This window comes from Streptomyces venetus (assembly GCF_039540295.1).
Lineage (GTDB): Bacteria > Actinomycetota > Actinomycetes > Streptomycetales > Streptomycetaceae > Streptomyces > Streptomyces venetus.
Window position 1 is genome coordinate 60,522 of the sequence record NZ_BAABET010000007.1, and the last position, 13,498, is coordinate 74,019.

Here is a 13,498-nt window from a genome sequence, read left to right on the forward strand (position 1 = left end):
TCGTCACCGGCCCGCGAACTTCTTGCTGACCGAGTCGTAGACGCCCTCGGCCACGTCACCCAGGCGCGGTCCGGCCAGCCAGCCCGACGTCACCGGACCGATCGAGGTGTTGGACACCAGTGCCGGCTTGCCGTCCGAGCCGGTCGCGACCCAGCCGCCGCCCGACGCACCGCCGGTCATGGTGCAGCCGATGCGGTACATCGTCGGATCCGACGCGGTCAGCGACAGCCGACCCGGCTGGTCCTGGCACCGGAACAGCTTCTGCCCGTCGTACGGCGGCGCGGCCGGATAGCCGATCGCGGTGAGGCTCTTCGCCTTCGGTACGGCGGGCGCGTCGAAGTCGACCGGCAGCGCCGAACCGACGGTCTCCTCCAGCGACTTGCCGCCGCTGCCCTTCTCCGGCGTCACATGGATGACCGCGAAGTCGTACGACGCGCCGTCCCCGCCCGTCGAGCCACCCTGCTCGATCCACTGGTCCGAGGTCTGCGCCCAGTCGCCCCACCAGACACCGAACGGAGCGACGTCCTCCCGGGTGGCGTTCTCCAACTCGGCGACCGGCTTGCCGTCGTCGTTGTACGACGGCACGAACGCGATGTTGCGGTACCAGCCGCCCTTCTTGCCCGCGTGCACGCAGTGGCCCGCCGTCCACACCAGGTTGGACTTGCCCGGGTGAGCCGGGTCCTTCACCACGGTCGCCGAGCAGACGGCCGAGCCGTCGGGGGAGTCGAAGAAGACCTTCCCGGCCGTGGGGACGTTGGCGTGGTACGACGGCGGCACGGCCTGGGCGTCGACCGGCTCGGGCGTGGGGTCGGTCACGCCCTGGTCACCGGAGAGGTCGCTGTCGTCGACACCCTGGTCGGGCTCCTCGGCGTCCCGCATGCGGTCCGGGTTCCAGAGCCCCTCGATGATGGGGTTGATGTACTCGTTGGCCTCGCGCAGCCAGTCGTCCCGGTCCCAGTTCTTCCAGGCGCCGTTCTTCCACTTGTCGACGTCGATGCCGTGCTCGCGGAGCCGTTCCCTGATGTCGGCCGGGATCTTCAGCTTGCCGTCGTCGGAGGCGCTCGCGGACGCCGAGGCCTCACCGCCCGCCGCGGCGTCGCCCGACTCGCAGGCGGTGGTGGTCAGCGCGAGCACCGAGGCGAGAGCCACGGCGGCCGGCACGGGGGAGATCCTGCGGCGCGTCCTCCCCCCTCGGCCGGCGGTGGACGACGTCCGTATGGATCGCATGATCTGACTCCCCCTGAGGTGGAACGAGTGCGGACGAACGGGCGCCTCGGCCCTGTCTTCCGCTGACTGACGGGACGTTCGGGCCGACCGCGCGGGCGTCCGGGAACGGCACCACACACTATGCGGTGGCTGTGGGGGAGGGCCCACGGATCCGCAACAGTTCCGTCACGGCAAGGATCTTGAAGCAACCCGTAACCCGGTGAGCGGACCGGGGTTGGTAGGGGTGAGGGGCCTGCTGTCCGTGTGCGGTCCCCTGTGCCCGTGCCCAGTGGGAGGTCAGGGAAGTCGTGGCGGAATCGACTCAGGGAGGACAGGGGGGCAAGGCCTCCGAGGAAGCCGCTGTGGGGCTTGTGCCGACGAAATCCCTCCCCGGTGGCGCCTCCGATGCCCTGGCGACCGGCGCGCCCTCCACGCACGAGGGGATTCTGCGCCGCCAGTCCGGACGCGAGTCCGGGGCCCGCACCTACGCCCGCGCCCTGCCGATCGTGCCGGTGCGGGCCCGTGGGCTGACCATCGAGGGCGCCGACGGCCGCCGCTACCTGGACTGCCTCTCGGGCGCCGGCACCCTCGCGCTCGGGCACAACCACCCGGTCGTCCTGGAAGCCATCCGCAGGGTCCTCGACTCCGGCGCGCCCTTGAACGTCCTCGACCTGGCCACCCCCGTCAAAGACGCCTTCGTCACCGAACTGTTCCGCACCCTGCCGCCAGGACTCGCCGACCGCGCCCGCGTGCGGTTCTGCGGACCGGCCGGCAGTGCCGCGGTGGAGAGCGCCTGCGATCTCGTCCGGGCGGCGACCGGGCGGACCGGCCTCATCGCGTTCACCGGGGACGGCCACGGGAGGACCACCGGTCCGCTCGAGGCGTCCGCGGGCGAACGTGACGGACGCGTCGCGCATCCGCCCTCCCCGCAGGACCCCCGCTGCCCGTTCGACGTGGCCGGTGAGGGCGGCGCCGACCTCGCCGTCGGCTGGACCGAGTCCCTCCTCCACGGCCCCAGGCCCGGCGGGCCACTCCCTGCCGGGGTGATCGTCGAGCCCGTCCAGGGCGAGGGCGGGGTGATCCCCGTCTCCGACGCCTGGCTGCGGCGCATGCGGCAGCTCACGGCCGACCGGTCCGTCCCGCTGATCGCCGACGAGATCGAGACGGGCGTCGGCCGGACCGGCGCCTTCTGGGCGGTGGAGCACAGCGGAGTGACCCCCGACGTCATGGTCCTCTCGAAGGCCATCGGAGGCAGCCTGCCGCTGGCCGTCGTGGTCTACCGCGACGACCTCGACGCAGGGACACCGGGCGCCGACGCCGACACCTTCCCCGGCAACCAACTCGCCATGGCCGCCGGAACCGCGACCCTCGCCCACGTCCGCGAGAACCACCTCGCCCAGCGTGCGGCTGATCTCGGGACGCGAATGCTGAGCCGACTTCAGGGGCTGGTGGACGACTACGCGTGCGTGGGCGACGTACAGGGCCGGGGGCTGATGATCGGGGTGCAGTTGGTGGATGACGACCCAGGGCCGTCGGTGACGCCGGACAGCGCGGGACGGCTCCGTCCCGCCGCCCCCGAACTGGCGGCCGCGGTCCAACGGGAGTGCCTTCGACGGGGCCTCATCGTCGGACTCGGCGGCCGCCACGCGAACGTCGTACGGCTGCTGCCACCCCTGACGATCACCGACGAACAGGCAGCCGCCGTGCTGGACCGCCTGGCCGACGCCGTCGGGGCCGTGGCCCGGCACCATGGCGTTCCGGCGGACGCTCCGTTCGCGCCGTGAGCGTGCGTGCCGAGGGAGTCCACGCACGACATGTGCCGCCACCCCACGACCCCTCGCTCTCCTGCGAGCGAGCCGATGAGAACTCCCCTGCTCGCAGGCCGCGCCCCACGACCCGGAACCACCCGACAAGGAACCCGACTTGAACGCCACGCCCGAGCCCGACGACCACGCCACGACTCTTGGACGAGGCCGTACCGACTCCCTGGCCGCGGGGACATCGGCGAACCCGGTGGTTCCTCGGCAGAGGCCCGGGGCGCGGCACACCGAGGTGCGGGGCGGCCGGCCGCGGGTCGGCGGCCCGGCCGCGGACCCCTTGACCCACTCCGACCCACACACGGCCGCCCAGGCAGCAGCCGTGGAGACCCTGCTGCGCTGCTGGGTGCGCGAGACCGGCCACACCGCCCCCTGCGACGGCATCCTCCGCATCCCTCTTCCCGCCACCGGCACGTCACTCCTCGTACCGGTCCACTACTGGTCCCCTACGGGCTGGCACCGCTTCGGCCCCCCACGCCTCGCCGACGCCCCTGATCACGCACCACCGGCGGACGCCGTCACGGTCGCCGCACTGTTCACCCGGGAAGCCTCCGCAGGGGCCTCCGGCAGCAGCGGCGCCTCCGACACCGGCGTGGGGCTGGTCGCGGGTGTGGCCGACTCCCTCCGCCGCGTCACCGACTTCGTCCGCGCCCGCCGGGAACACCCCGTCGACGGCCCCGACCTCTTCCTGGCCGCGGAACAGGCACTCGTCCTCGGACACCCCCTGCACCCGACCCCGAAGAGCCGCGAGGGCCTCTCCGAGTCCGAAGCACCCCTGTACTCGCCCGAGTCGCGCGGGTCCTTCCCCCTGCACTGGATGGCTGTCGCCCCCTCCGTCCTCGCCACCGACTCCGCCTGGACCGAACGCGGCCGCCCCGTCGCCGCGGCCCGGCTCACCGCTCGCCTGGCCGGAACCGGACTTCCCCTGCCGGACGGATACGCCCTCCTGCCCCTGCACCCCTGGCAAGCGCGCGAGATCCGGCACCGGCCGGAGGTCACGGCCCTGCTGGACAGCGGACTGCTCCGCGACCTCGGCACCCACGGCGCCCCCTGGCACCCCACCTCCTCCGTACGAACCGTCTACCGGACCGGCGCCCCCGCGATGCTCAAACTGTCGCTGGCCCTGCGCATCACCAACTCCCGTCGTCAAAACCTCCGTAAGGAACTGCACCGGGGCGTCGAGGTCCACCGCCTGCTCCGCAGCGGGCTCGCGCAGCAGTGGAGGGCCGTGCACCCGGGCTTCGACATCGTCCGCGACCCCGCCTGGCTCGCAGTCGACGCCTCCGACGGCACCCCGTCGGCCGGGTTGGACGTGGTGATCCGCCACAACCCCTTCAGCCCCTCGGACGATGTGTCCTGCCTGGCCGGACTCGTCGCGCTCCGTCCATGCCTCCCGGTCCGGCCCGGAAGCGCTCCCGATCACGACGAGAGCCACGAGACCCGCGACCCGGTCATGCGGTCCCGGCTCGCCGAGGTCGTCGCCCGTCTCGCTCGCCGCACCGGCCGACCCCTCGGAGCCGTCGCCGCCGAGTGGTTCCTGCGCTACCTCGAGCGTGTCGTGCGTCCCGTCCTGTGGCTGGACAGTGAGGCCGGCATCGCCCTGGAGGCGCACCAGCAGAACACCCTGGTCCTGCTGGACGCCGACGGCTGGCCCACGGGCGGGCGCTACCGCGACAACCAGGGCTACTACTTCCGCGAGTCCCGACGCGCGGACCTCGACACGCGCCTGCCCGGCATCGGGAAGCAGAGCGACACCTTCGTCCGCGACGAGGTCACCGACGAGCGGTTCGCCTACTACCTGGCGATCAACAACGTGCTCGGCCTCATCGGCGCGTTCGGCTCCCAGCGACTGGCCGACGAGCGGCTGCTGCTCGCCGCCTTCCGCCGCTTCCTCACGAGCGCCGCCTCCGGCCCGGCCCGGCTGCGCACCCCGCTGCCCACCCTCCTGCTCGACTCACCCGTCCTGCGCTGCAAGGCCAATCTGCTGACCCGCCTGCACGGCCTCGACGAACTCGTCGGCCCGGTCGACACCCAGTCCGTCTACGTCACCATCGCCAACCCCCTGCACTCCTGATCACCCTGTCCGTCCCCGGCCACAACCGACCTCCTTCATCCCTGAGGATCCGCCCTCACCCGCTTTCCCGAGAGGAGCGATAGGTGCCTCCTGCCGACCCGACCACCGGTACCGGTGCCGCTGTCCCCGTCCCTGACGACGTCAGCTCAGATGTCGCTTCCGGTTCCGATGCCGAGTCCGGTCCCCTGGCCGATCCCGGGGCGGACGGGCAGGGCGAGGACACCATGGACCTGCATCTTCCGGACGAGCTCATCGCCCTCATCGGGGAAGAGGAGGCGGGCAGCTACGGAGCGCGCGGGCCTGGTCACGACACGGCTGAGCCTTCCCCCTCCCTCAACACGACCGGTGACAGCTTCGTCCCCTCGGCTCTCCCCTTCCTTCCCACCAAGGACGATCTCCTCGACCGCGTCGCCGGCTGGGGCCCCGTCGACACGTCCGCGGGCGTCTTTCACCTCGTCCCCGTACGGATCGAACGCGACCTTCCGCTCGTCAGCCGCTGGATGAACGACCCCGCCGCCGCGGCGTTCTGGGAGCTGTCCGGACCCCCGAACGTGACCGAGGACCATCTGCGGGCCCAGCTCGGCGGCGACGGACGCAGCATTCCGTGCATCGGCGCGCTCGACGGAACACCGATGAGCTACTGGGAGGTCTACCGGGCGGACCTGGATCCGCTGGCCCGCCACTATCCGGCCCGGCCTCACGACACCGGACTCCACCTCCTCGTCGGCGCGGTCGCCGACCGAGGGCGTGGTCTCGGCGGTCTGCTGCTACGAGCCGTGGCCGATCTCGTTCTCGCCCGCCGCCCCTCCTGCGCACGCGTCATCGCGGAACCCGACATTCGCAACACCCCCTCCATCGCCGCCCTCCTGACCGCCGGCTTCCGGTTCTCCTCCGAGGTCGAGCTGCCCGCCAAGCGCGCCGCCCTCATGGTCCGGGACCGGTCCCTTCGACATGTGATGTAGCCCTGTGTAATTGAGCCATCACTCGTTGAACGCGGGCCGCGCCGCCGGAGTTCCCGCTGTCCCAGCCTCGTCGAGGAGCCGCACATCTTGATCCCGCCCCCCGTCGCCTCCGTGATCACCCGTTTGTCAGTGCTGGGTCGTAGGGTGGTCGCGCTATGACGAAGCCCTCACTCCCCGAACTCCTGCATGCTGCCGTCACTGCCGTCGGCGGTACGGAGCGCCCCGGTCAGGTGACCATGGCCGAAGCCGTCGCGGAGGCGATCGACGACGGCTCTCACCTGCTGGTCCAGGCCGGCACCGGCACCGGCAAGTCGCTGGGCTACCTGGTGCCCGCCCTGGCGCACGGGGAGCGCGTGGTCGTCGCGACCGCCACCCTGGCCCTGCAGCGCCAGCTGGTGGAACGCGACCTGCCGAGAACGGTCGAGTCGCTGCACCCCCTGCTGCGCCGCCGCCCGGAGTTCGCGATGCTCAAGGGCCGGTCGAACTACCTGTGTCTGCACCGCCTGCACGAGGGCGTACCGCAGGACGAGGAAGAGGGCCTCTTCGACCAGTTCGAGGCGGCCGCGCCCACCAGCAAGCTGGGCCAGGACCTGCTGCGGGTGCGCGACTGGGCCGACGAGACCGAGACCGGCGACCGTGACAACCTCACGCCCGGCGTCTCGGACCGGGCCTGGGCGCAGGTGTCGGTGTCGTCGAGGGAGTGCCTGGGCGCCTCGAAGTGCGCGTACGGGGCGGAGTGCTTCGCGGAGATGGCCCGTGAGCGGGCCAAGCTCGCCGACGTCGTCGTCACCAACCACGCGCTGCTCGCGATCGACGCCATCGAGGGTGCCCCGGTCCTCCCGCAGCACGAGGTGCTGATCGTCGACGAGGCACACGAACTGGTCTCGCGGGTCACCGGAGTCGCGACCGGAGAGCTCACTCCCGGCCAGGTCAATCGCGCGGTGCGCCGGGCCGCGAAACTCGTCAACGAAAAGGCCGCTGACCAGCTGCAGACCGCCGCCGAGGGCTTCGAGCGGCTGATGGAGCTGGCGCTGCCGGGGCGCCTGGAGGAGATCCCCGAGGACCTGGGTTACGCGCTCATGGCGCTGCGCGACGCGTGCCGCACCGTCATCTCCGCGATCGGCGCGACCCGCGACAAGTCGGTCCAGGACGAGGACGCCGTCCGCAAGCAGGCCCTGGCCTCCGTGGAGAACGTGCACGACGTGGCGGAGCGGATCACGAACGGCTCCGAGTGGGACGTGGTCTGGTACGAGCGCCATGACCGCTTCGGTGCCTCCCTGCGGGTCGCACCGATGTCCGTCTCGGGGTTGCTGCGGGAGAAGCTCTTCGCGGACCGTTCCGTGGTGTTGACGTCCGCGACGCTGAAGCTGGGCGGCGACTTCAACGGCGTCGGCGCCTCCCTCGGCCTCGCCCCCGAGGGCTCCGAGGGCGACGACCTCCCGCAGTGGAAGGGGATCGACGTCGGTTCGCCGTTCGACTATCGCAAGCAGGGCATCCTCTACGTCGCCAAGCACTTGGCGCGCCCCGCGCGGGACGGTGACCGCGCGGACATGCTCGACGAACTGACGGAGCTGATCCAGGCGGCGGGCGGGCGCACCCTGGGCCTGTTCTCCTCGATGCGGGGCGCCCAGCTGGCCGCCGAGGAGCTGCGGTCCCGGATCCCGGAGTTCCCGATCCTCTTGCAGGGCGAGGAAACGCTCGGCGAGCTCATCAAGAACTTCGCGGCCGACCCCAAGACCTGCCTCTTCGGCACCTTGTCGCTGTGGCAGGGCGTGGACGTCCCCGGACCCAGCTGTCAGCTGGTCGTCATGGACAAGATCCCGTTCCCACGCCCCGACGACCCTCTGATGAGTGCGCGGCAGAAGGCCGTGGAGGAGGCGGGGGGCAACGGATTCATGGCGGTCGCCGCCACTCATGCCGCGCTTCTCATGGCCCAGGGCGCCGGCCGTCTCGTGCGGGCGTCGGGTGACCGCGGTGTCGTCGCCGTTCTGGACCAGCGTCTGGCGACCGCCCGGTACGGCAGCTATCTGCAGGCGTCACTGCCCGACTTCTGGTACACGACGGACCGTAATCAGGTGCGGAAGTCCCTGGCGGCGATCGACGCGGTGGCGAAGCGGGCGGAAGCCGAATGAGCCCTGGGAGGCGGTCTGCCGCGGCTCGACCGCAGGCCGCCTCCCACGTCACAGGCAGCGCCCGTGCGCGTCTCCGATGGAGCTCTTGCACATGTCTGAAGAAGCCCGGGCCGACAACATGCACGTCACCGATGAAGAGCATGTCGGGCCTGGACAGCGCAGGGCCCCGGAACCGGCGCAGGGGTCCCGGGGCCCGGTCAGGGGGCGGGCTGGTGGGCCCACCCGACGCGGTGCGCGGCGTCAGACGCGGCGCAGTACGGCCACCACCTTGCCGAGGATGGTCGCGTCGTCGCCCGGGATCGGCTCGTAGGCCGCGTTGTGCGGCAGGAGCCAGACATGGCCGTCCTCGCGCTTGAAGCGCTTGACGGTGGCTTCGCCGTCGAGCATGGCGGCCACGATGTCGCCGTTCTCGGCGACCGGCTGGCGGCGTACCGTGACCCAGTCACCGTCACAGATCGCGGCCTCGATCATCGAGTCACCGACGACCTTCAGGACGAACAGCTCACCGTCGCCGACGAGCTGGCGGGGGAGAGGGAAGACGTCCTCGACGGACTCCTCGGCCAGGATGGGGCCACCGGCGGCGATACGGCCGACCAGCGGGACGTACGAAGCGGCCGGCTTGCCCGCGGTGTCCGTGGGCTGCACCGAGGCGGCCTGGTCGGAACCGCGCACCTCGTACGCGCGCGGACGGTGCGGGTCGCGGCGCAGGAAGCCCTTGCGCTCCAGCGCCATCAGCTGGTGTGCGACGGAGGAGGTGCTGGAGAGGCCGACGGCCTGGCCGATCTCACGCATCGACGGCGGGTAGCCACGCCGCTGCACGGAGTCCCTGATCACCTCGATCACGCGGCGCTGGCGGTCGGTGAGTCCGGAGCTGTCCGCCCGGATACCGGGAGGTCGGCCCGGCAGGGAGCGCTTTTGCCCCTCCGGGTTCGTGGCTTCGCTCATCGCATGCACCGGCTCCAGTCGGCCCTGGGAGCGGTCCTGGGCAGTGATGGCGGCACTGTCTGCGGTGGTGGTCACGTCGGCCCCTCTCGATGGTCTCCCTGCTGGACAACGGTAGTTGCTTTCGAAAGGTTGCGCCAAACACACGTTCGAGTGAAAAATCGCGATTCGACTGACGCGATCATGTGTCCGGGTGTATGGCTACCGCGCCGCCTGACGGGCAAAAGGGCCCATTGCTGTACTCTTCACCGCCGGGGTGATCGCCTCGTGGACTGTTGTCCCAGTCTGCCATCCGGCATTCCCTTGCCTCGGGAGCAGCCCGCATCTGTGCGGGAGTCCCACGCCCCCTCCTCGCGGCGCCCACGGTATCTCCGCATGTGCCGTAGCGATACAGCTGTGCCCCGAACGGACGCGACGGGCGGGTCGTGGGGGTGCGAACGGCGGTGCGGCCCGGGTCGTCCGAGGTTGGCGCGGTCCGGCCGGTCGCGTGTCACCTGCGCTGACGCGAGCGACGCGCGCGTACAGCGTGGATGTATGAGCCAATCCCCACATCTAGTGGTTGGATTGCAGCAGCAGCCCACAAGTTGTGGTCCCCCGGGTCTCCGCACTCATGGTCATCGCCTATGCTTGGGGCTGCTTCGTGGGGCGCAAGAGGTCTCGCGAGGCTATTGAGTCTGCTGTGAGGAGGGTTGGGAGTTCATGCACTGCCCCTTCTGCAGGCACCCCGACAGCCGTGTCGTCGACAGCCGTACGACCGACGACGGCACGTCGATCCGCAGGCGCCGCCAGTGTCCGGACTGCTCCCGTCGTTTCACGACCGTGGAGACGTGTTCGCTCATGGTGGTCAAGCGGTCCGGAGTCACCGAACCCTTCAGCCGCACCAAGATCATCAACGGTGTGCGCAAGGCGTGCCAGGGGCGGCCCGTCACCGAGGACGCGCTCGCCCAGCTCGGCCAGCGGGTCGAGGAGGCGGTGCGGGCCACCGGAAGCGCCGAGCTGACCACCCACGACGTGGGGCTGGCCATACTCGGCCCGTTGCAGGAGCTCGACCTCGTCGCCTACCTGCGTTTCGCCTCCGTCTACCGGGCGTTCGACTCGCTCGAGGACTTCGAGGCGGCCATCGCGGAACTCAGGGAAGAGACGGGGCGTCCCGAGGTGGACGACGGCGACCGCGCGGACGCGGGGACGGGGAGCCAGGAAGACGACCGCGGGCCCGGAGGGACGGCACCGGTCCCCGAGCCCGCAGGCGCCGCCGACTGACCGGCGGGCCGGACCCGGAAGCCAGCTCCGGGCCCGGCCGGGCGGCGGCGATGTGAAGACCTGTTGCGGGCTGTGTGAGTGGATGCCCGCAACACCAGACAGAACACCGTGCCACGGGAACAACGGGGCACTTCAGGGCGTTTTCGCCCGTACAGGGAGGCGGCATGACAGAGACGGCGAGCGGTCCGGCACGGAGTTCCCGCGCCAAGGGCACCAAGGCGAGCAAGGGCCTGCGTATCGAGCGCATCCACACCACCCCGGGGGTCCACCCCTACGACGAGGTGGCGTGGGAGAGCCGTGACGTCGTCATGACCAACTGGCGCGACGGCTCGGTCAACTTCGAGCAGCGCGGCGTGGAGTTCCCCGACTTCTGGTCGGTGAACGCGGTCAACATCGTCACCAGCAAGTACTTCCGCGGTGCCGTCGGCACACCGCAGCGCGAGACCAGCCTCAAGCAGCTGATCGACCGCATCGTGAAGACGTACCGGAAGGCCGGCGAGGACCACAAGTACTTCGCCTCGCCCGCCGACGCCGAGATCTTCGAGCACGAGCTGGCGTACGCCCTCCTGCACCAGGTCTTCAGCTTCAACAGCCCTGTCTGGTTCAACGTCGGCACGGCCCAGCCCCAGCAGGTCTCCGCCTGCTTCATCCTTTCCGTCGACGACTCCATGGAGTCGATCCTCGACTGGTACAAGGAAGAGGGCATGATCTTCAAGGGCGGCTCCGGTGCCGGCCTGAACCTCTCCCGGATCCGCTCCTCCAAGGAGCTGCTGTCCTCCGGTGGCAACGCCTCCGGCCCGGTCTCCTTCATGCGCGGTGCCGACGCCTCCGCAGGAACGATCAAGTCCGGTGGCGCCACCCGCCGTGCCGCCAAGATGGTCGTCCTCGACGTGGACCACCCGGACATCGAGGACTTCATCGAGACCAAGGTCAAGGAAGAGGAGAAGATCCGCGTCCTGCGCGACGCGGGCTACGACATGGACCTGGGCGGCGACGACATCACGTCCGTCCAGTACCAGAACGCCAACAACTCGGTCCGCGTGAACGACGAGTTCATGAAGGCGGTCGAACAGGGCGGCCAGTTCGGGCTGCGCGGCCGGATGACCGGCGAGGTCATCGAGGAGGTCGACGCCAAGGCGCTCTTCCGCAAGATCGCCGAGGCCGCCTGGGCCTGCGCCGACCCGGGCATCCAGTACGACGACACCATCAACGGCTGGCACACCTGCCCCGAGTCCGGCCGGATCACCGCGTCGAACCCGTGCAGCGAGTACATGCACCTGGACAACACGTCCTGCAACCTCGCCTCGCTCAACCTGATGAAGTTCCTCAAGGACGACGGCAAGGGCAACCAGTCCTTCGAGGCCGAGCGCTTCCAGAAGGTCGTCGAGCTGGTCATCACCGCGATGGACATCTCGATCTGCTTCGCCGACTTCCCGACGCAGAAGATCGGTGAGAACACCCGCGCGTTCCGCCAGCTGGGCATCGGCTACGCCAACCTGGGCGCCCTGCTGATGGCCACCGGCCACGCCTACGACTCCGACGGCGGCCGCGCCCTCGCCGGCGCCATCACCTCCCTGATGACGGGTACGGCCTACCGCCGCTCCTCCGAACTCGCCGCGGTCGTCGGCCCGTACGACGGCTACGCCCGCAACGCCGACGCCCACAAGCGCGTCATGAAGCAGCACTTCGACGCCAACGACAAGGCCGTCCGCATGGACGACCTGGACACCCCGGTCTGGGCCGCCGCCAGCGAGGCCTGGCAGGACGTGGTGCGTCTCGGGGAGAAGAACGGTTTCCGTAACTCCCAGGCTTCCGTGCTCGCGCCGACCGGCACCATCGGCCTCGCGATGTCCTGCGACACCACCGGTGTCGAGCCCGACCTCGCGCTGGTCAAGTTCAAGAAGCTGGTCGGCGGCGGCTCGATGCAGATCGTCAACGGCACCGTCCCGCAGGCCCTGCGCCGCCTCGGCTACCTGGAAGAGCAGATCGAGGCGATCGTCGCCCACATCGCCGAGTACGGCAACGTGATCGACGCCCCGGGTCTCAAGCCCGAGCACTACGAGGTGTTCGACTGCGCCATGGGCGAGCGGGCCATCTCCCCGATGGGCCACGTCCGCATGATGGCCGCGATCCAGCCGTGGATCTCCGGCGCCATCTCCAAGACGGTCAACATGCCGGAGTCGGCGACCGTCGAGGAGGTCGAGGAGATCTACTTCGAGGCCTGGAAGCTGGGCGTCAAGGCGCTCGCGATCTACCGCGACAACTGCAAGGTCGGCCAGCCCCTCTCCGCCAAGAAGAAGGAGCAGGAGAAGGCCGAGGAGCCCGCCGTCGTCGAGACCAAGGTCGAGAAGGTCGTCGAGTACCGCCCGGTCCGCAAGCGCCTCCCGAAGGGACGTCCCGGCATCACCACGTCCTTCACCGTCGGCGGCGCCGAGGGCTACATGACGGCCAACTCCTACCCGGACGACGGTCTCGGTGAGGTCTTCCTGAAGATGTCCAAGCAGGGCTCGACCCTCGCGGGCATGATGGACGCCTTCTCCATCGCGGTCTCCGTCGGCCTCCAGTACGGCGTCCCCCTGGAGACGTACGTCTCGAAGTTCACGAACATGCGCTTCGAGCCGGCCGGCATGACGGACGACCCGGACGTGCGGATGGCGCAGTCGATCGTCGACTACATCTTCCGCCGCCTGGCGCTGGACTTCCTGCCCTTCGAGACCCGCTCGGCACTCGGCATCCACTCCGCCGAGGAGCGCCAGCGCCACCTGGAGACCGGTTCCTACGAGCCGTCCGAGGACGAGGTCGACGTCGAGGGCCTGGCCCAGTCGGCGCCCCGGGCGCAGGAGCTGAAGGCCCTCACCAGGCCTCAGGACGACGAGGCTGCCAAGCCCGCCCCGCAGCAGGCCCACACCAGTGCCGAACTGGTCGAGATGCAGCTGGGCATCCAGGCCGACGCCCCGCTCTGCTTCTCCTGCGGTACGAAGATGCAGCGCGCCGGTTCCTGCTACATCTGCGAGGGCTGCGGATCGACGAGCGGCTGCAGCTGACGCCGGTCACCTGAGCCGATGACAGAGGGGCACCGCCTTCGGGCGGTGCCCCTCTCGTCGT

8 protein-coding genes are annotated in these 13,498 nt (G+C 70.3%); 6 read left to right on the forward strand and 2 right to left on the reverse strand.

Annotated features, from left to right (window positions below; translation table 11 throughout):
- Window positions 1–3: 3 nt before the first annotated feature.
- A complete protein-coding gene (locus tag ABEA82_RS23130; RefSeq protein ID WP_345663531.1) occupies window positions 4–1,227 on the reverse strand; it encodes a trypsin-like serine peptidase in 1,224 nt (407 codons plus the stop codon).
- A gap of 350 nt (window positions 1,228–1,577) precedes the next feature.
- On the opposite strand from ABEA82_RS23130, the gene ABEA82_RS23135 reads away from it, so the two are divergent.
- The 4 genes from ABEA82_RS23135 (at window position 1,578) to ABEA82_RS23150 (ending at window position 8,191) form a co-directional block, all read left to right on the forward strand.
- A complete protein-coding gene (locus ABEA82_RS23135) occupies window positions 1,578–2,990 on the forward strand; it encodes an aminotransferase class III-fold pyridoxal phosphate-dependent enzyme (RefSeq protein ID WP_425588547.1) in 1,413 nt (470 codons plus the stop codon).
- 139 nt (window positions 2,991–3,129) lie between these two features.
- Window positions 3,130–5,097 carry an IucA/IucC family protein gene (locus ABEA82_RS23140; protein WP_425588548.1) on the forward strand — a complete coding sequence of 656 codons (1,968 nt, stop codon included), beginning with the start codon at window positions 3,130–3,132 and terminating at the stop codon, window positions 5,095–5,097.
- A gap of 83 nt (window positions 5,098–5,180) precedes the next feature.
- Window positions 5,181–6,059, forward strand: coding sequence for a GNAT family N-acetyltransferase (locus ABEA82_RS23145; protein WP_345663532.1), 879 nt, complete (start codon window positions 5,181–5,183; stop codon window positions 6,057–6,059).
- Window positions 6,060–6,214: 155 nt separating this feature from the next.
- On the forward strand, window positions 6,215–8,191 hold the full coding sequence (locus ABEA82_RS23150) for an ATP-dependent DNA helicase (RefSeq protein ID WP_345663533.1): 1,977 nt from the start codon (window positions 6,215–6,217) through the stop codon (window positions 8,189–8,191).
- A 240-nt stretch (window positions 8,192–8,431) separates the two neighbouring features.
- Here the strand turns inward: ABEA82_RS23150 and lexA are convergent, their stop codons facing one another.
- The gene (gene lexA / locus ABEA82_RS23155) at window positions 8,432–9,211 is read right to left on the reverse strand and encodes a transcriptional repressor LexA (protein WP_003993442.1); all 780 of its coding nucleotides are present in this window, start codon (window positions 9,209–9,211) and stop codon (window positions 8,432–8,434) included.
- Between the two features lie 621 nt (window positions 9,212–9,832).
- Between lexA and nrdR the strand changes: the two genes are divergently transcribed.
- Both nrdR and ABEA82_RS23165 read left to right on the forward strand, forming a co-directional pair.
- A complete protein-coding gene (gene nrdR / locus ABEA82_RS23160) occupies window positions 9,833–10,393 on the forward strand; it encodes a transcriptional regulator NrdR (protein ID WP_345663534.1) in 561 nt (186 codons plus the stop codon).
- A 164-nt stretch (window positions 10,394–10,557) separates the two neighbouring features.
- Complete coding sequence (locus ABEA82_RS23165; protein WP_345663535.1) at window positions 10,558–13,437, forward strand: vitamin B12-dependent ribonucleotide reductase; 2,880 nt, start codon at window positions 10,558–10,560, stop codon at window positions 13,435–13,437.
- The last annotated feature ends 61 nt before the right edge of the window (window positions 13,438–13,498 follow it).

What these genes read in the sequence shown, in the direction of transcription:
- ABEA82_RS23130 (WP_345663531.1), bottom strand. Translation starts at nt 1,227, where the DNA reads ATGCGATCCATACGGACGTCGTCCACCGCCGGCCGAGGGGGGAGGACG.
- ABEA82_RS23150 (WP_345663533.1), top strand. Translation starts at nt 6,215, where the DNA reads ATGACGAAGCCCTCACTCCCCGAACTCCTGCATGCTGCCGTCACTGCC.
- nrdR (WP_345663534.1), top strand. Translation starts at nt 9,833, where the DNA reads ATGCACTGCCCCTTCTGCAGGCACCCCGACAGCCGTGTCGTCGACAGC.
- ABEA82_RS23165 (WP_345663535.1), top strand. Translation starts at nt 10,558, where the DNA reads ATGACAGAGACGGCGAGCGGTCCGGCACGGAGTTCCCGCGCCAAGGGC.